Below are 18,214 nucleotides of genomic sequence, written 5' to 3' on the forward strand. Positions count from 1 at the left end.
GTAGTTCACAGGTGGTGTATCGGGAGGGTCGATCGGGGCGCTGTTGTGGAACAGTGAGGGCATGACGAGCACAACGAAAACCGAGCGGGTTCACTCCTCCACCGGTACGGCGGCGTCGACGCTGCTCGGTGCCGCTTCCGTCGTGAGCAAGGGCCCTGCCGGAGTGGGCCTGTTGCTCGCCAAGCGCGGCTACGGTCTGGCGCGTAAGCAGGCTGCGCAGCGTCGCGCGGCGACTGCCGAGCGCATTGCCCGGGCCGATCTGACCAAGGCAGCTCTCACGACTGATCGGACGCCGGGAAACAAGCGTCGCGTCCTGGCGCTCGGAGCTGCCGCTGTCGTCGTCGGAGGTGTCGTGTTCTACCTCAGCCGTCGCCGCCACGAGGTGCCGCCGCCCGCAGATGCGCCGCCCAGCTTGGTCGATTACGAAGACGAGTCGACGTCACAGGTATAGAAGCTTCTGTAGTAGATCGAACAGGCCCGGCCGGGGCCTGGTTTCTGCATCGTCACCCCGGCCGGCGACGACCAGCGCGACGTTGTGTTCGACGCTCGAACCGTCCGTGAGGTAGTCGCCGTGACCTGTCGTGCCCGGACGCCCGTCGCCCTCGTCGGTCGCCAGTTGGGTCACTCCATCGAGTGTGCCGGGATCGCGACCGAAGGCACCGATGTCGGCAACGATGTCCCCGCGCGCCTCCGCCGCGAAAACGTGACCGTCGGGAACCTGTAGGTCGGTCACACTGTCGGTGCCGAGGCCAGGTGATCCGAGGGCCACGAACTCGTCGACGCCGGTGCTTTCGTGCAGGGCAGCGGCTGCGGTCAATGATCCGTACGAGTGCGCGAGCACCGACAGATGTGGATCGTTCGACCGGGCCACGTCGAGGCCCTCCAGAAAGGGCACCAATCGCGTCGCCCCTGCGTGCGCTGCTGCGTCGGATACGACTGTTCGATCGGGATCGAGTAGGCCCCACCCCAGCTGTGGAGCCTGGTAGTTCATCCACGTCACGGCTGCGACGGTGGGCGGCGGATCCTCCGAAAATGTCTGCTCCACAGTAGCTTTGAGATTTTCCAGGTCGCCGTCGTAACGTACCGCGTCGCCGTGGACGGTCGAGCCGAGGCCGGGTACGAACACCGCCACGTGTGTTGCCGTGTCGACGTCACCTACCGCGATCGCGGCAGTGGTCTCCGCATACGTCGAATTGTCGAGCGCCAACAGTTGCCTGTCACCCTGCGCCAGAGTGCTCTCGATCGCGTCGAGCGAACTCAACCGCGTTCGCGTCTGTTCCAAGCCGGCGTCAGCATCACTGAATAGTCCTCCGAAAATGTTGTCCTGCAATTGGTTTACGAGTTCACCCGCCACAGCCTGCAGTCGGAGGCGCTCACTGGCAAGTACCCGACGGTTCGCTGAATCCCGAATTCGGCCCGGCACGCCGTCCAGATTACCGATGAGAGCCGGGTGCTCGACGAGCAGCCGAGTGCGCTCGGCGGGCGAGAGTGCGCTCCAGAACGCCGCATTCGTGGCCGGGCTCCCGTCGACCGGCACTACCGATACCCCTGCCGTGGCCAATTTTACCGGTGAGATGTCGCCGGCGAGGCGTCGGGCAAGGTCGTCGTCGAACGCGGTCGCGGCTCGCATCAGTTGGGTGATGCGTTCGGCCAACTCGGTGCAACGGCGACGCCGATCGCGAATGGTCGACGACAGGTCCTGCTGCGCAACCGAATACGACGTCAGCACGTCGGTCACCGAACCGTCGCGTCGGATATCGAAGTGCTCGCACGCGGCGTTCGATTCCAGAGCGGTCAGCGCCGAGACGAGTCCCGCCATGTCGATGGCCGCCGGAGCGGTGCACAGCGCTACCCGCAGTAGCTCCGTCGCACAGTCCCCCACCTGCGCACTTAGAGCTCCGATGGCATCCCGGTATGCCGTTGCCGCGGGGCCCTGCCATCCGTCGTCGACGACGGTCTCCAGCAGTGAGCTGTGCACGGCGGTCAATTCACGCCAACTGTGCATGAACCGATTCGAGACGGCGGTCAGCGCCTGACTGTCCCATGATCTGACGTCATCGAGCGTGACCATCGCAATCCCCCCGCAGCGTTGTCGTCGTACTCGACGAGTCAACGTCAGCGAGACGGTGCAGCGAGAAATCTATCCCCAGGCTGTGGATGAAATCTGGGGATGACGGCCACATCGGTGTATCGCTACACGATTCTGCGTACCGGCCCGCGATGTCCGTCGCCGGGCTCGGTATGGCGAGACGCCTTCGGGGGACGACTCCGCTTGGCGCGGTACAGGTCTGCGTCTGCAGCGCGGTATATTTCACCCCACCGGCGGCCGGCAGGCATACACGCCAGACCGACGCTCCACTCGGCTCGATGGGATCGACGCAAGCCGTCGATGACCTGCCAGGCTTCGGCCTCGAGAACCCCTGGCATGAACAGGACGAATTCGTCTCCGCCGAGCCGGCCCAGAACGTCCCGTTTCGTCAGTTGCCCCTTCCACGCCTTCGAGACGCGAGTGAGCAACACGTCGCCGGCAATATGGCCGTACTCGTCGTTGATCTCCTTGAAGTTGTCGAGATCGAGCACCGCCAGACTGACCGTCAGACCACGAGCGGCGCACGCGGGCAACATCTTCTCGATCTTCGACTCGAAACCGAATCGATTGAGCAGGCCCGTCAACGCGTCGTGAGTGGCCGAATACCGCATTCGACGCGCGAACACCCCGAAGACTTCCGTTGCGCCGACGATGCCCAGGGCGACCAGAATGTAGCTGATGAAGGGCGTGCCGTAGGGGGCGACAGCGGCGCCCACGACCGCAGACACGGCCAGTACTGCAACCCATATCCCAGCGTCGCGCTCGGACCAGAACGCACCGATGTGCATGCCGAGGAACATCGCCGCTTGCACACAGATCAAGAACGCGGGCATCGTGTTGCTACTGCCCAATGCACAGGCAAGCGCGCCCACCGACAGGGCGGTGGCGGTGCCGACCGCATGCTTGGGACTCGGCGCTCCTGCCCTGGCGAGAACAACGATCGCCGCCGGCCCCAGAACCACTGCGAGCGCGGCGAAGAGCTGCTGCGGGCCGGACACGTCCGACCACGATGCGATGCCGTTCGCGATGTAGAGAACCGTGGTCACCGCGGCGAATACCGCCAGCATCCGGCCGGACTCGTCGAACCTGAATCTGCTCACCAGCAGACACCGTCGATTACGCGTGACGCCTCACCGAGGCACGCAACGAACCGGACACCACCGCTCACGCGATTCCCCCCAGGCACCATCGGCCCTCCCCACGCACTACGACCATCGCCTCATCGGGCCCACCCGTGACCGGACTCTAACACCTCCGAGCTTCGATCACGACCCGCAGCAGCGATTCCGTAGCAGGTCAGGACGCTTTCTCGGCCCGCGCTTCCTCCCGCGCCAACAGGCGATCGCGTGATTCCTCGAACTTCGTCGCCTTCGCCTCGAGATCCTGGACGAATGCGGCCAGACGATCGCGATCGCGTTCGCCCTCACCACTGAAGTCGTTGCGCTCGAAGATGTTCCATTTCCGCAGCACCGGCATCAGCACCTCGTCCAGATGCTGGCGGAGATCGTAGATCCCGTGCTTCGCCAGGATCATGGCGTTCTTGCGGAAGTTCGGCATGTTGAGTCCCGGCATCTGAAAGTCCGTCGCGACATCGGCGATGGCCCGCACCATCTGGTCCGGGACCAGGTCGAGCGACGCCTCGCCCAGGTTCCGGTAGAAGATCATGTGCAAATTCTCGTCGGCGGCCACCCGGGCCAGCATTCGATCGGCGATCGGGTCACCACAGGCCAGACCCGTGTTGCGATGCGACACGCGCGTGGCGAGCTCCTGGAACGTCACGTACGCCACCGAATGCAAGAAGTTGGAGCCGTCCATGGGGGCATCGACACCGACGGTCATGTGGTGCATCCGAGCCCGCTCCAGCTCGACCGGGTCGACGGCGCGTGTGACGACCAGATAGTCGCGCATCACGATCCCGTGACGGTTCTCCTCCGCGGTCCAACGGCCCACCCAGGTGCCCCAGGCTCCGTCCAACGAGAAGTTGTCGGCCAGACCGCGGTGGTACGACGGCAGATTGTCTTCGGTCAACAGATTGGTGATCATCGCTGTACGAGCCAACTCCGACAAAGACGACTGCTCCAGCGACCAGTCCTCTCCGCCCATTGCTGCAAAATTGCGACCCAGATCCCACGGCACGTAATCATGCGGATGCCACTCCTTCGCCATCGACAGATGGCGATTCAGGTTGGCTTCCAACGTGCCGTCGAGTTCGGTCAACAGCTCTTCATGATCGAGAACACGCGTCATCTGTGGGGCTCCTCCGAGAAATATGAGACGCCCGAACCGAAGACCGATCCGAGACGCCGAGATCGAACGACGGCACACCCCCCTGCGGTGCGCCGTCGCGACCTGTCCCGTCGATCCGAGAACCGACGCTGCTGTACCCGAAGAACGCTAGGGACCGCGGACGTGATGCGAAACGAATCGAACAATGATCTGGATATCTGGGCACCGATGTCGACAGCGGTTGGTCCGAGTCACAACAGTGGTCGATGCATCCCTGCCACCCGGCCGGGACTCGATGTCACGTTCGGTGGACTTTTCGGGGGTCAATGTCACATCTAGTGGACTTGGGGTGAGCGGCAGTCGAGGGGGGACACGAAAAAGGACGCCCATCGGAATGGACGTCCTTTTGATTGTGGAGCCTAGGAGATTCGAACTCCTGACATCTGCCTTGCAAAGGCAGCGCTCTACCAACTGAGCTAAGGCCCCGGGTGTTGCTGTCGAACGTGCACGAACTTTACACGTTCTGTCCGAGCGATTGTCACCCGGTGGAGATGCTGTGCCAGACGCCTTCCGAGCTGCGCGTGGAGCGCACCTTCGATACTGTCAGCACTGCGATCACCACCGAAGCAACAAGAAGAAGGATTTTCACGTCCTGCCTCTTTTCGTTCGTTCGGTGTGGGCCTAGGAGGACTTGAACCTCCGACCTCTTCCTTATCAGGGAAGCGCTCTAACCGCCTGAGCTATAGGCCCTCGATACTGCTTCGGGCCGAAGAATTGCTCTCCTCGAACCGAGGGATGAGATTACCGTATCGGGCCGCTGTCTTCCAAAACGGCCCGATACGGCAGTCGTTCGTGCTGGTCAGTCGCGATCTGCCAGCGTCACTTCGACGCCGCCGACCAGGTCCGACGACAGGTTGTAGATGAAGGCGCCGATCGTGGTGAGTGCGGTGAACAGTACGACATTGATCACACCGATCACTGCCGCGTAGCCGAACACCTGGCCGGCGCTGACGAGTCCGCCGTCGCCGGATTCGTTGACGATCTCGGTGAAGGCACTGTTGAGTCGGTCCCACACACCCATGCCGTCGAGCACGGCGTACAGCAGCCCGACGGCCACCATCCACACGAAGAACAACGACACAGCGATGACCAGAGCGATCTTGAGCGTCGACCAGGGATCGATCTTGCGAATCTGGATCGTCGCCCGCAGAGGATCGCCGTCCGCGCTGGGTACCGCCGTGATGGCGGTGGGGGCTGCGCGATCGGCTGCCGTCGGCTCGGGATGCCGGGTGGCAGACAGATCCGGCATGTCCTTCGCCAGATCCTTGCGCTCGATGTGCCGAGTCGGTCCGTCGATCACGGCCGCCTTCGACCGCGCTGCCTCGCGTCGTTCGGTCTTGTCCTCACCCGATTCACGCTCACTCGATTCACGCTGGCCCGATTCACGCTGGCCCGGCGCTGCCGAGGCGGCTGCAGCTGCCGCTGTCGAACGATCGAACTCACCTGTTGCCGGCAGTGCGGTGCCGCGCCCGGACAGGTTCGTCTGAGGTTGGTTCTGGGGCTGCTGACGGTCGTCGGGCCCCTGCTGTGCCGGACGCTGGCCGGGGCCGCGCTGCCAGGGCGGAGTGCCGGAACCGCCCTGCGGGCCGTCTCCGCGTTGAGTCGGTATCGCCTGGGTCGGTGCCGGAGCCTTCGACTCGGCTGACCCCTCGGCGGCCGGAGCAGCGTCATTGGCGGGACGCGGCGGCGATGCGGGACCGGACGGTCCCTGACCCTGCGGCGGCTGGCCGTTGGCGGGGCGACCGCCGTCGGCGTTTGCGGTACCCGGCTCACCGGGCCGACCGTTGGCCGCCTGTGGCGGGCGAGACTGAGCCGGACCCTGCGGTGCCGGGCCCTGCTGAGGTGCTCGCGGCGGCGGTCCCTGAGGTGCCGGCTGACCCTGAGAACCCGGCTGACCCTGCGGTGCCGGTGGGCGCTGCGGCGGCGGTCCCTGCGTCGGACGAGGCGGGCCGGCCGGACCACCCTGTGTCGGGCGTGCCGGTGGCCGAGCACCCTGCTGCGGTGCCGGTCCTCGCCCTGCCGCCGGTGCCGGACGCGTCGCCGGCTGGGGGCGACTTCCCGGTCGGGCACCTTCTGGAGGTGCCGGACGCGATGGCTGCTCGGTCTGCGCAGCGTCCCTGCTGTCCGGTCCACCCGTGGGGCCGGGCCTGCTGCCAGGCCGGTTGGGAGTGCTCACTTACGACTCCTTCGGTGCATCGTCTTCGGGACCTGCTGCGTCCGGTTCGATCTCGTCGGCGTTGCGCGCTATCGCGAGCAGTGTGTCGCCTTCACCGAGATTCATCAACCGCACGCCCTTGGTCTGTCGGCCGGCTTTCCGAACCTGCTTGGCAGCGGTCCGGATGACGCCACCACTGGACGTGATGGCGTACAGCTCGTCCTCGTCGTCGACGATGAGAGCTCCCACCAGCGTGCCACGCTTGGGGTCGTACTGGATTGTCAGTACTCCCTTTCCGCCGCGGCCCTGCTGCGGGTAGTCCTCCATCGCGGTGCGCTTGGAATAACCGCCCGACGTCGCGACCAGCAGGAACTTGTTCTCGCTGACCACGTTGAGCGAGAGCAGCTCGTCTTCGCCGTTGAAGCGCATGCCCTGGACACCGGAGGTGGCGCGGCCCATGGGTCGCAGGACCTCGTCGGTAGCCGAGAATCGGATCGATTGGCCTTGAGCCGAGACGAGCAGCAGGTCGTCGTCGGACGACGCCAGAACTGCCCCGACCAACTCGTCCTCGCCGCGGAGGTTGACGGCCACGATGCCGCCGCTGCGGTTGGAGTCGAAGTCGGTCAGACGCGACTTCTTGACCAGACCGCCCTTGGTGGCGAGCACCAGGTAGGGAGCATCTTCGTAGGTCTTGATCTGGATGACCTGCGCGATGCGTTCGTCGGGCTGGAACGCCAGCAGGTTCGCGACGTGCTGTCCGCGCGCCGTGCGGTTGGCCTCGGGCAGCTCGTACGCCTTGGCCCGGTAGACGCGTCCCTTGGTGGTGAAGAACAGGATCCAGTCGTGCGTCGAGCAGACGAAGAACTTGCTGACGATGTCGTCCTGCTTGAGGCCTGCTCCCTGCACGCCCTTGCCGCCGCGCTTCTGCGACCGGTACAGATCGGTTCTGGTGCGCTTGGCGTATCCGGTCTCGGTGATCGTGACGACCACGTTCTCCCGGGCGATCAGATCTTCGTCGTTGACGTCGCCGTCGGCAGCGATGATGCGCGTGCGACGGTCGTCGCCGAACTTCTCGACGATCTCGGCCAGTTCGTCTCGCACGATCTGACGCTGACGCTCCGGCTTGGCCAGAATGTCCTGCAAGTCGGCGATGGTGCGTTCGAGTTCGGCCAACTCGTCGATGATCTTCTGGCGCTCGAGGGCTGCGAGGCGCCGCAGCTGCATGTCGAGAATTGCCTGCGCCTGGATCTCGTCGATGTCGAGCAGATCGATCAAGCCCTGCTTGGCGAGATCGACCGTCTGCGACGCACGGATGAGGGCGATGACCTCGTCCAACGCGTCGAGCGCCTTCACGAGGCCGCGCAGGATGTGGGCCCGCTCCTCGGCTCTGCGCAGGCGGTACCGAGTACGACGAACGATCACGTCGAGTTGGTGAGTGACGTAGTACCGGATCATCTGATCGAGTCGCAAAGTGCGCGGCACGCCGTCGACGATCGAGAGCATGTTGGCACCGAAGCTGGTCTGCAGCTGCGAGTGCTTGTAGAGGTTGTTGAGCACGACCTTGGCGACGGCGTCGCGCTTGATCGTCACGACGATGCGCATACCGACGCGGTCCGAGGACTCGTCGTCGATCTTCGAGATACCGGACAACTTGCCGTCGCGAACCTGCTCGGCGATCGAGGTGATCAGGTTGTCGGGGTTGACCTGGAAGGGCAGTTCGGTGATGACGATCGTCGTGCGACCGTTGGAGTCTTCCTCGATCTCGACGACGCCGCGCATGCGGATCGAACCGCGGCCGGTCGAGTACGCATCCTGAATTCCCTGGCCGCCGACGATGAGTCCGTGGGTGGGGAAGTCGGGACCCTTGACGCGTTCCATGCAGGCCGCGAGAGTCGCTTCCTCGTCGGCCTCGAAGTTGTCGAGGGCCCAGAACACCGCGTCGCCGAGTTCACGCAGGTTGTGCGGCGGAATGTTGGTGGCCATACCGACGGCGATACCGTTGGAGCCGTTCATCAACAGGTTCGGCACGCGTGACGGAAGTACCGTCGGCTCTTGGGTTTTGCCGTCGTAGTTGGGGATGAAGTCGACGGTTTCCTCGTCGATGTCGCGCAGCATCTCCATGGCGAGCGGGGTAAGACGCGCTTCGGTGTATCGCATGGCGGCGGCACCGTCGTTGCCGCGGGAGCCGAAGTTGCCCTGGCCGTCGACCAGTGGGTACCGCATCGACCACGGCTGAGCCAGACGCACGAGCGCGTCGTAGATCGAGGTGTCGCCGTGGGGATGGTAGTTACCCATCGTTTCGGCAACGGGCCGTGCGGATTTCACGTAACTACGGTCGGGACGGAAGCCCGAGTCGTACATCGCGTACAGCACACGTCGGTGCACCGGCTTGAGACCGTCGCGGACCTCGGGAAGCGCGCGGCCGACGATGACGCTCATCGCGTAATCGATGTAGCTGCGCTGCATTTCCTGCTGGATGTCGACCGGATCGATCCGGTCGCCGCCCTCGGCGTTGGTGGTCGAGCCCGGCGGGGGCCCGACCGGCGGTTCGGTGATGTCAGACATAGAAGATCTCCTCGAAAACGGTCGTCGGACGCACCGACACTGAGTGCGGTGCGTCCGAGAAACGACTAAACGTCAAGAAAGCGAACATCTTTCGCGTTACGCGCGATGAAGCTTCGGCGGGCGGACACGTCCTCGCCCATCAGGACGCTGAACAGTTCGTCCGCGGCCGCGGCATCGTCGAGAGTGACCAGACGAAGAACTCGCACTGCCGGGTCCATCGTGGTTTCCCACAGCTCCTTGGCGTTCATCTCGCCGAGGCCTTTGTAGCGCTGGACGCCGTCCTCGACGTTGATCTTGCGCTTGTTGGCGATACCGGCCTCGAGCAGACCGTCGCGCTCGCGGTCGGAGTACGCGAAATCCGGTTCGCCGCGGCTCCACTTGAGCTTGTACAGCGGCGGCATGGCCAGGTAGACGTGACCGTTCTCGATCAGCGGCCGCATGAACCGGAACAACAGGGTCATCAGCAGGGTGGAGATGTGCTGGCCGTCGACGTCGGCGTCGGCCATCAGCACGATCTTGTGATAGCGCAGTTTGGCGATGTCGAACTCGTCGTGAATGCCGGTGCCGAACGCGGTGATGATCGACTGGACCTCGTTGTTCTTGAGGACACGGTCGATGCGGGCCTTCTCGACGTTGATGATCTTTCCGCGCAGCGGCAGGATCGCCTGGAACATCGAGTCACGGCCGGATTTGGCCGAGCCGCCGGCGGAGTCGCCCTCCACGATGTAGATCTCGGACTTGCTCGGATCGTTCGAGCGGCAGTCTGCGAGCTTGCCGGGCAGGCCACCGATATCGGTTGCGCTCTTGCGCCGCACCAACTCTCGCGCCTTACGTGCGGCCATGCGGGCCTGCGCGGACGAGACCGCCTTGTTGATGATCGTCTTGGCATCGGCCGGGTTGGACTCGAACCAGTGCGAGAGGTGCTCGTTGCACGCCTTCTGCACGAACGAGCGAATCTCGGTGTTGCCGAGCTTGGTCTTGGTCTGGCCCTCGAACTGCGGCTCGCCGACCCGCACCGAGATGACGGCGGCGAGGCCTTCACGGATGTCGTCGCCGGTGAGCTTGACGTCCTTTTCCTTGACCAGTTTCTTCTCGATGGCGTACTTGTTCACCGTCGACGTCAGCGCGGTACGGAAACCCTCTTCGTGGGTACCGCCCTCGTGCGTGTTGATCGTGTTGGCGAAGGTGTGCACCGATTCGGAGTAACCAGCGTTCCACTGCATGGCGATCTCGACCTCGTGGCCCTCACCCTTGCCGGTGAAGCCGACGACCGAGTTGTGAATCGCGGTCTTGGTGCGGTTGATGTGCTTGACGAAGTCCACCAGACCGTCGGGGTAGTGGTACGTCCGCTTACGAACCTTGGCCGGCTTCGCGTTGGCCGCGTCGGCCTGCTCTTCCTCGGCGGTCTTGGGTGCCTCGGCGGTCTCGCCGAGTTCTTCCTCGGTCGCGTCGGTGGCCGCCACTCGCTCGTCGGTGAAGTTGATGGTCAGTCCCTTGTTGAGGAACGCCATCTCCTGCAGGCGACGATGCACGGTCTCGAAGCTGTAGTCGAGAGTCTCGAAAATCTTGCCGTCGGCCCAGAACCGCACCGTGGTGCCGGTCTCCGTGGTGTCGCCGACGGTCTCGAGTGGGCCGGGCTTGGCGTAATCGTACGTCTGCTTGTAGCGGTGACCGTCACGCGCGATCTGCAGTTCGACCTTGGTCGAGAGTGCGTTCACGACGGAGATACCGACGCCGTGCAGACCGCCGGAGACGGCGTAGGAGTCGGAGTCGAACTTGCCACCGGCGTGCAGCTGGGTCATGACGACCTCGACGGTGGGAACACCGGAGGAGTGCATGGCGACGGGGATGCCGCGGCCGTCGTCCTTGACCTCGACGCTGCCGTCTTCGTGGATGGTGACGTCGACGGTGGAGGCGTAGCCGGCCATGGCCTCGTCGACGGAGTTGTCGACGACCTCCCAGATCAGGTGGTGCAGGCCTCGTTCACCGGTGGAACCGATGTACATACCGGGCCTCTTACGGACTGCTTCCAGGCCCTCGAGGACCGTGATGGAAGAAGCGCCGTAATCCTTGCTGTTCTCACTGTTACCTGACTTCTGGGCAGCCACGGTTAGCTGGTTCTCCTTCTACGCGTCCACTACCCCGCTCACACCTGACGTAGGTGCTACCGCAGGGTCGGCACGGTCGTTTCCGCCGTGCTCGGTCCATGCGTTTGTTCCGGGCTTGATGTCGTACCGGTCCATAGTACTGGGTGGCTGCGACAGCATGGGGACGATGACACCCCTAAAAGGCCCCTGATTGCTTCACAGGCGCATTTTCTCGACATCGGACGACAAAGATGAAGGGTAAAACCGGCGATTCGGCTACAGATCGAGGACGATCCGTTCTCCGTCCGACCGCGAGACACAGATCAACATCTCGTGCCGCTGCTCCTCGGTCGTCAACCGATTCTCTCGATGCTGCGGTGTTCCGCTGAGCACTCGCACCCGGCACGTGCCGCAGAAACCCTGCTGACACGAGTACGCGACATCCGGCCTGATGCGTCGAATGGCATGCAGCGCAGTCTCTTCCGCACCGACCGACAGAATTTCGCCGGAATCGACGAGCTGCACCTCGAATTCCGTCCCGTTCTTCACCGGCGGCGGTGAGAAGCGCTCGAAGTGCAGATGCGTGGCCGGGAGGGCGTCGAACGAGGCGCGAACGAGGTCGATCATCGGCGGCGGACCACATACGTAGACCGAACCGCCGGGGGCCGTCGAGCCCAACAGATCCATACTCGACGGCATGCCGTCCACGTCGTCGGTGCGCACGGTGACCCGGGCGGGATCCCAGCCCTCGATCTCATCGAGAAACGGCATCGACTCGCGGGAGCGGCCGCAGTAGACGAGGTGCCAGTCCATGCCCAGATCGCGGGCACGGCGCACCATCGAGATGATCGCGGTGATGCCGATTCCACCGGCGACGAATACTGCCTGTTCGGACGGTACGAACGGAAACCCGTTGCGCGGCCCCCTGATCGACACCGCAGTGCCGACCGTCAGCGCGTGCATCTCCGGAGATCCGCCGCCGCCGTCCGGCACGAGTCGTACTGCGATCGAGTACGTGTCGTCGCCGGGCAATCCGCACAGGGAATACTGCCGTCGGCGACCGGACGGGAGGTAGAAATCCAAGTGCATTCCCGGTGCCCACGCCGGCAGAGCCGACCCGTCAGCGGCGGCGAAGGTCAGCTGGACGACCTGTTCGTCGATGCACAGAACGTCACGGGAGACCAGTGTCAGTTCTCGGGTACGCGCGACGGGAGGCGCCGCAAACGAGGCGTCGTACTCACCGTTGTCGAGGAGGGCGAACCACTTGTCCAGTGCATCGGTGACCAGCGACACCGTCTGATCCGGCTCGTCACGCCCGTACAGATTCTGTGGAATCGTGCGGCCTACTCGGAACGAGTCGACCTTTCGAGCCATCGCGTCGAGCCTGCTCCGCAACGTGCGTTTGGTCATCGATCAGCGGACCGCGCCGCCGGCGAGGTGGCGAGATACTGCACGGCCTGGGCCGTCGAGCCTTCCTGAGACGGGTGATATGTGCTCTTGAAGTACCGCAGGGACGCCTTGACCATGGACATCGGCGTCGGAAACAGACCGGCCTTGGCGACCCGTCGGAATTCACGGAACGACGGCGTGCGCTCCTTCGGCGACAGATGCGCCAACGTCGGATCCTGGCTCATGAGGTAGCGCACGCCGCGCGTCCAGAACCAGACGAGAGTGGGTGCAATGACCACGTAGGTCCGGATACGCCGGGCCGGCCGAACGTCGAAGTAGCGCATCACCTCGTACGCCACCGAACGATGCTCCACTTCTTCGGCGCCGTGCCACCGCAACAGATCGAGCATGACCGGATCGACGTCGGCTTCGTCGAGCTCGCGCGCGTTGAGAACCCAGTCGCCGAGAAACGCGGTCAGATGCTCGGCAGCTGCGATCAAGGCAAGACGCTCCACCAGGCTGTTCTGACCGTGGCCCGAGCGGTTGCCGAGCGCGCGTCCGAACAGGAACTTCATCTGGTCGACGTACGGATCGACATCGATGCCGTGGGCCCGAAGCTGATCGTGGACCTCGGTGTGGGCCTGTGCATGCATGGCTTCCTGGCCGATGAAGCCGATCACGTCGTCGCGCAACTGATCGTCGTGGATGAGCGGCAACGCCTCTTTGAACGTACGCACGAACCACTCCTCGCCCTCGGGCAGAAGCAGGTGCATCACGTTGATCAGATGGGTGGCCAGGGGATTGCCGTCCATATAGTGCAGCGGCAGAGTTTCCCAATCGAATTCGACGTTCCGAGCGTGCAGAACCACTCTGTCTTCGGGGGTCCCATCGACGTCGACCGCCGTTGTCGACGCCTTCTTCGTAGGTGCAGACACAACTTCTCCTCGTCCGATGGCCGCATGGAACAGTATTCGGTCCCCCGACCGTTGCGTGTCCCGAATCACGCTACGCATACCAACTGTCTCACAGCAACACTGCCCCCAACATCTGTTGAGGATCACCTGGACCAGGGGCTACGTCGAACGCGCATTGGGAACAGTCACTATCCGTAGGTGTCCCGCGGACCACGACCTTTGACATGGCGCTCGCCTTTTCGCCAGCTCTGCGTCGTCGGCCCGGTGATCCGAAGCGACGTCACCACACCGTGGCCCACCGCCGCCGCGATCTTCGCCAGAATCTGCGACTGCATCAATCGGAGCTGCGTCGCCCACGCAGTCGACTCGGCGGAGATACTGAGCACTCCGTCCTTGAGGCCGGTGGGGTCGGCGTGCGCCGAGATGTCCTCACCGACGACGCTGGGCCAGCGCCCCAGCACGGCACCCTCCGATACCTTGGCCGACCACCCACGCTTGGACGCGATGCTGTTGGCCAATGCACCGAATGCCTGCGGATCCCGATCGTCGGGGCCCGCTCCCGACCAACCCCGTCGTCGACGCCCCCGCAGTGCCCGGACACCCCCGGTCGGTGACGAACGACCTTGACCGACCGACTTGCCGCTCGCCTTGGCCGCAGCCCGGGCATCTTCGAGGGCCCGCCGAGCAAGGTCGACGCCCTTCAACTCCGGCTGCTCATCCGGTGCCGGTGAGTTCGTGTCGTCGCTCATGACACCTCATTCTCCGACGTCGACAGCTCGGTGATGGTCGAAATACGCCCTGCCGCACCGGAATCGGATTCCTGACGAGCCTCGACACCATAGCGTCGTGCATCGAGTTCGGGTGGCACGTCCTCGGGAACCGCGGCGGTGATCAGTACCTGTTCCGCGTCGGCCGCCACTGCCGCCAGGGCCGTGCGCCGCTTGCGGTCGAGCTCGGCGAACACGTCGTCGAGCATCAGGACGGGGTCGGTCCCGTCCTCGCGCAGCAACGAAAAGGAACCGAGCCGAAGAGAGAGTGCGTACGACCACGATTCACCGTGGCTGGCAAAGCCCTTGGTGGGTCGGTCGCCGAGCATCAATTCCAGATCGTCTCGATGGGGACCGACCAGACACACCCCACGTTCGATCTCTCGCTGCCTCATCACCGAAAGTTGGTGCAGGAAAGCAGCTTCCAGCACGTCGACGTCGTCGGACTCCGGTGCTCGGCCGGCATCGGAGAATTCCGGCGGCAGTGCCTCGGCGAGGCTGCATCGATAGGACAACGTGGCGAGCCGCGATTCCGGCGCGATCGACTCGTAGGCCTGCTGCACGAAGGGCATCAGCTCGTGTACCAAAGATATTCTGGCCGACAGCAATCGGGCACCGTGGGCAGCAAGATGGCCATCCCAGACATCGAGCGTGGCCAGAGCGCTCGAGCCGTCGGTGGACGACGAGCCTCGGCGCAACGCCCCGCTGGCGGTCTTCAGCAGTGCCGACCGCTGACGCAGCACCTTGTCGTAATCTGCACGCACAGCGGCCATTCGAGGAATTCTGGTGGTGAGCAGCTCGTCCAGATACCGACGGCGCTCACTCGGGTCGCCGCGCACCAGCGAGAGGTCCTCGGGTGCGAACAACACACTCTGCAGTACACCCAGAATTTCTCGTGGTCGACGCAGCGGAGACCTGTTCATCCTCGCCTTGTTCGCCTTGCCCTCGAGCAGTTCGACGTCGATGATCAACTCGCGTCCGTGGTTGACCACGGCGCTGCCGACGAACGCGGTGGACGCACCTGCCCTGATCATGGGCGCATCGGTCGAGACCCGGTGCGAGGACAGCGTCGACAGATAACCGAGTGATTCCAGCAGGTTGGTCTTACCGTGGCCGTTGGGCCCGACGAACACGGTCGATCCCGGGCCCAGGTCGACGATGACGTCGTCCCAGGACCGGAAATCGTGAAGTTGCAAAGACCGGACGAACACTTACTCGGTGTTCTTCGGCGCGGGTGCGCGCAGTGTCTCGTCCGCATCCGCCTTCTTGACGGCATGCCCGCCGAACTGGTTCCGCAACGCCGACACTGCCTTCATTGCAGGCGAATCTTCTTGTCGCGAAGCGAATCTCGCGAACAGAGCTGCGGAGATGACCGGGGCTGGTACGGCATGCCGAATGGCCTCCTCGACGGTCCATCGACCCTCGCCGGAGTCCTCGGTGTACCCCGAGATCTCACTGAACTCCGGATCCTGACCGAGTGCCTCGACCAACAGATCGAGCAGCCACGACCGCACGACGGTGCCCTTGCTCCAGGCCCGCAGTACGCCCTGCACGTCCTGCACCAATTCTTCGGCCTCGAGGATCTCGTAGCCCTCGGCGTACGCCTGCATCAGACCGTATTCGATGCCGTTGTGCACCATCTTCGAGTAATGCCCGGCACCGACAGGGCCGGCGTGGACGAATCCGTCCGCGCGTTCCCCTTCCGGACGCAGGGCGTCGAAGATCGGCATAGCGCGTGCAACGTGCTCGTCGTCGCCGCCGACCATCAGGCCGTAGCCGTTCTTCAATCCCCAGACACCGCCCGAAACTCCGGCATCGATGTACCCGATTCCCTTGGCGTCCAACAGTTCTGCGTTGGGCTTGTCATCGGTGAAACGCGAGTTTCCACCGTCGATCACCAGGTCGCCCGGTTCGAGAACATCCCCGAGCCCGGTGATGGTGTCCCGGGTGATCTGGCCGGAGGGCACCATCACCCACACCACCCGGGGGGCGGTGAGGGATTCCGCGAGACCGGCGAGTGACGGAGTGTCCGTCACCTCGGGCCTCGGGTCGTAACCGATGACCTCGTGGCCGTGCTCGCGCAGCCGCTCGCGCATGTTGAAGCCCATTTTTCCGAGACCGACCAAGCCCAGCTGCATGAGGAAGCGTCCTTGTCTGTGTCAGGTGTAATTCCGGTCGAGCGGGAGTGGAGCCGGCGGAACGACTCGTACGATCCCGCAACTTCAACAGTAACCAGGCAGGATCAGCCCGGCAGCCTGACGGGCATCAACAGATAGGTGTATTGGGACTGAGGCGCCGCGAACTTGCCGGAATCGTCGGGCACCAGCTCCTCGTCCGACGTCGGACGCAGCACTGCAGGCCGACTCGGGGTCGTGAAACCGAACGTGACCTTCTCGCTGTGCAAGGAGGACAGGCCGTCGATGAGGTACCCCGGGTTGAACGCGATGGTGAGCGCCTCGCCCTGGAAGTCGGCCGGCAGAGCTTCCTCGGCGCGGCCGGCATCGTCGCCGCCTGCCGACAGCAGCACACCTTCGGCGTTGAATTCCAGACGCACCTGCGCACCGCGTTCGGCGACGAGTGCCACGCGCTTGATGGCCTCGACCAGCGGCGCGATCTCGAGTGTTGCGACGGCAGTGTGTTCTGCCGGCAGCAACTGACGGAACTTCGGGAATTCCGCATCGAGCAGACGAGTGGTCGTGCGGCGCCCGTCACTGACGATTCCGAGCAAACCGTCGCTTCCGATGGAGGAACCCGAACCGAGAGCCAGCTCGACGGGCGAACCCGCGTTGCCGCCGAGAGTCTTGGCCGACTCGGACAGAGTCTTCGCCGGAATCAGCACTGCGGTGGTGGTGTCGGCGCCGGCGGGAGTCCAGTCCACCTCACGAACCGCCAACCGGAATCGGTCGGTCGCAGCCAGCACGACGTTGGTGCCGTCGATCTCGACACGGATACCGGTCAGCATGGGAAGCGTGTCGTCCTTGCCCGCCGCAATGGCGACCTGGGCAATGGCCTCGGAGAAGACATCACCGGCCAGCGAACCGGTGTTGCTGGGCAACTCGGGTAGCTGAGGATAGTCCTCGACCGGCATCGTCGGCAGCGAGAATTTTGCGCTTCCGCAGTTGACGAGAACGCGAGTCCCGTCGACGGTGACGTCGACGGGCTTGTTCGGCAACGACTTGGTGATATCGGCAAGTAGCTTGCCCGACACCAGAACTCGTCCTGCGGTGGCCACTTCGGCCGACACCTTCACCTGGGCGGAGACCTCGTAATCGAAGCCCGAGACCGTCAGACCCTGTTCGTCGGCGGCGAGCAGAACGCCACCGAGAACGGGAACGGGCGGCCGGGACGGCAGGCTGCGGGCCACCCACGCCACGGAATCGGAAAAATCTTCACGAGCAACGCGAAACTTCAAACTTCCAAGCTCCATCGCTCGGCATTTCCTCTCGTTCGGGGCATTCGTGTGCACAGTCGAGCGGTGCGACCACGATCGTCGCGGCTCCAACCGATGCAACGACGAGTCTGGCACATCCAGCGCAAGCACACCGTATGCCCTTCGAGACGAAGTTGAAAGCTCGGGCGAGGCCGCGAAGGGCACCGATGCGGTCGTCGGAAGGGGGCTGTGAACGGATCGTTCCCCAACACCTGTTTTCAAAGAAGTTCTTTCAAGGAGAAAACAGAAGTATTAATAGGTCCTGTGCAATCTGTGCATGGAGCCCTCGCGATGCTGGTGGCTCGGCGTGGTGTCGTGGGGATGAACTCGGGACCAATCTGCGGTTGACGGACGGCTGCCTGTGGACCAATCGCATCGGTGCACAGGCGCCCACATTCCATCCCCAGAAGTCGACGGTTGTCCACATGGTTATCCACAGGTGTGAATCAATGGTCGTCGGCTCCGAAATGTCATCCGATTCGGCCCAGAATCGGCCCGGATTCGGCGCAGAATCGACCCAGATTCGATCCGG

Annotated in this window: 13 protein-coding genes and 2 tRNA genes; 1 reads left to right on the forward strand and 14 read right to left on the reverse strand. The window is 64.0% G+C overall.

Annotation, left to right across the window (positions count from 1 at the left end; translation table 11 throughout):
- The first annotated feature begins 61 nt into the window (after nt 1–61).
- Nucleotides 62–451 carry a hypothetical protein gene (locus K414_RS0105220; protein ID WP_027494989.1) on the forward strand — a complete coding sequence of 130 codons (390 nt, stop codon included), beginning with the start codon at nt 62–64 and terminating at the stop codon, nt 449–451.
- Here K414_RS0105220 and K414_RS28120 read toward each other — a convergent pair.
- The 14 genes from K414_RS28120 to dnaN form a co-directional block, all read right to left on the reverse strand.
- Nucleotides 440–2,071 (reverse strand): alpha/beta hydrolase, encoded by a 1,632-nt coding sequence (locus K414_RS28120; RefSeq protein ID WP_051364951.1) that lies wholly within the window; start codon nt 2,069–2,071, stop codon nt 440–442. The genes K414_RS0105220 and K414_RS28120 overlap by 12 nt on opposite strands.
- Before the next feature lie 122 nt (nt 2,072–2,193).
- Nucleotides 2,194–3,189 (reverse strand): GGDEF domain-containing protein, encoded by a 996-nt coding sequence (locus K414_RS0105230; protein WP_027494990.1) that lies wholly within the window; start codon nt 3,187–3,189, stop codon nt 2,194–2,196.
- Between the two features lie 196 nt (nt 3,190–3,385).
- Nucleotides 3,386–4,336 carry an acyl-ACP desaturase gene (locus tag K414_RS0105235; RefSeq protein ID WP_027494991.1) on the reverse strand — a complete coding sequence of 317 codons (951 nt, stop codon included), beginning with the start codon at nt 4,334–4,336 and terminating at the stop codon, nt 3,386–3,388.
- Nucleotides 4,337–4,728: 392 nt separating this feature from the next.
- Nucleotides 4,729–4,801: transfer RNA gene (locus tag K414_RS0105240), tRNA-Ala, on the reverse strand.
- Nucleotides 4,802–4,991: 190 nt separating this feature from the next.
- A tRNA-Ile gene (locus K414_RS0105245) sits at nt 4,992–5,065 on the reverse strand.
- Nucleotides 5,066–5,174: 109 nt separating this feature from the next.
- Entirely contained in the window at nt 5,175–6,551 is a 1,377-nt protein-coding gene (locus K414_RS29280; protein ID WP_081701535.1) for a DUF3566 domain-containing protein, read from the reverse strand.
- Nucleotides 6,552–9,095, reverse strand: a complete 2,544-nt coding sequence (gyrA, locus tag K414_RS0105255; protein ID WP_027494992.1) for a DNA gyrase subunit A — start codon at nt 9,093–9,095, stop codon at nt 6,552–6,554.
- A 65-nt stretch (nt 9,096–9,160) separates the two neighbouring features.
- Nucleotides 9,161–11,203, reverse strand: a complete 2,043-nt coding sequence (gene gyrB, locus K414_RS0105260) for a DNA topoisomerase (ATP-hydrolyzing) subunit B (protein WP_027494993.1) — start codon at nt 11,201–11,203, stop codon at nt 9,161–9,163.
- Nucleotides 11,204–11,458: 255 nt separating this feature from the next.
- Nucleotides 11,459–12,592, reverse strand: coding sequence for a PDR/VanB family oxidoreductase (locus K414_RS0105265; protein ID WP_080736544.1), 1,134 nt, complete (start codon nt 12,590–12,592; stop codon nt 11,459–11,461).
- Nucleotides 12,589–13,506, reverse strand: a complete 918-nt coding sequence (locus K414_RS0105270) for a metal-dependent hydrolase (RefSeq protein WP_027494995.1) — start codon at nt 13,504–13,506, stop codon at nt 12,589–12,591. Before K414_RS0105270 ends, K414_RS0105265 begins: the two co-directional genes overlap by 4 nt.
- A gap of 167 nt (nt 13,507–13,673) precedes the next feature.
- Entirely contained in the window at nt 13,674–14,234 is a 561-nt protein-coding gene (locus tag K414_RS0105275; protein WP_027494996.1) for a DUF721 family protein, read from the reverse strand.
- Entirely contained in the window at nt 14,231–15,463 is a 1,233-nt protein-coding gene (gene recF / locus K414_RS0105280) for a DNA replication/repair protein RecF (RefSeq protein WP_027494997.1), read from the reverse strand. The genes K414_RS0105275 and recF overlap by 4 nt, the downstream gene beginning before the upstream one ends.
- On the reverse strand, nt 15,464–16,390 hold the full coding sequence (gnd, locus tag K414_RS0105285; protein ID WP_027494998.1) for a phosphogluconate dehydrogenase (NAD(+)-dependent, decarboxylating): 927 nt from the start codon (nt 16,388–16,390) through the stop codon (nt 15,464–15,466). It abuts the gene before it with no gap.
- 104 nt (nt 16,391–16,494) lie between these two features.
- Nucleotides 16,495–17,679: a DNA polymerase III subunit beta gene (dnaN, locus tag K414_RS0105290; protein ID WP_027494999.1), complete on the reverse strand. Its 1,185-nt coding sequence runs from the start codon at nt 17,677–17,679 to the stop codon at nt 16,495–16,497.
- Between the last annotated feature and the right edge of the window lie 535 nt (nt 17,680–18,214).

The organism is Rhodococcus sp. JG-3, from assembly GCF_000482405.1.
GTDB classification, from domain to species: Bacteria; Actinomycetota; Actinomycetes; order Mycobacteriales; family Mycobacteriaceae; genus Rhodococcoides; species Rhodococcoides fascians.

Coding starts and splice junctions, on each gene's coding strand:
- K414_RS0105235 (WP_027494991.1), bottom strand. CDS start 4,336: ATGACGCGTGTTCTCGATCATGAAGAGCTGTTGACCGAACTCGACGGC.
- dnaN (WP_027494999.1), bottom strand. CDS start 17,679: ATGGAGCTTGGAAGTTTGAAGTTTCGCGTTGCTCGTGAAGATTTTTCC.
- K414_RS0105275 (WP_027494996.1), bottom strand. CDS start 14,234: ATGAGCGACGACACGAACTCACCGGCACCGGATGAGCAGCCGGAGTTG.
- K414_RS28120 (WP_051364951.1), bottom strand. CDS start 2,071: ATGGTCACGCTCGATGACGTCAGATCATGGGACAGTCAGGCGCTGACC.
- K414_RS0105265 (WP_080736544.1), bottom strand. CDS start 12,592: ATGACCAAACGCACGTTGCGGAGCAGGCTCGACGCGATGGCTCGAAAG.
- K414_RS0105220 (WP_027494989.1), top strand. CDS start 62: ATGACGAGCACAACGAAAACCGAGCGGGTTCACTCCTCCACCGGTACG.
- gnd (WP_027494998.1), bottom strand. CDS start 16,390: ATGCAGCTGGGCTTGGTCGGTCTCGGAAAAATGGGCTTCAACATGCGC.
- gyrA (WP_027494992.1), bottom strand. CDS start 9,095: ATGTCTGACATCACCGAACCGCCGGTCGGGCCCCCGCCGGGCTCGACC.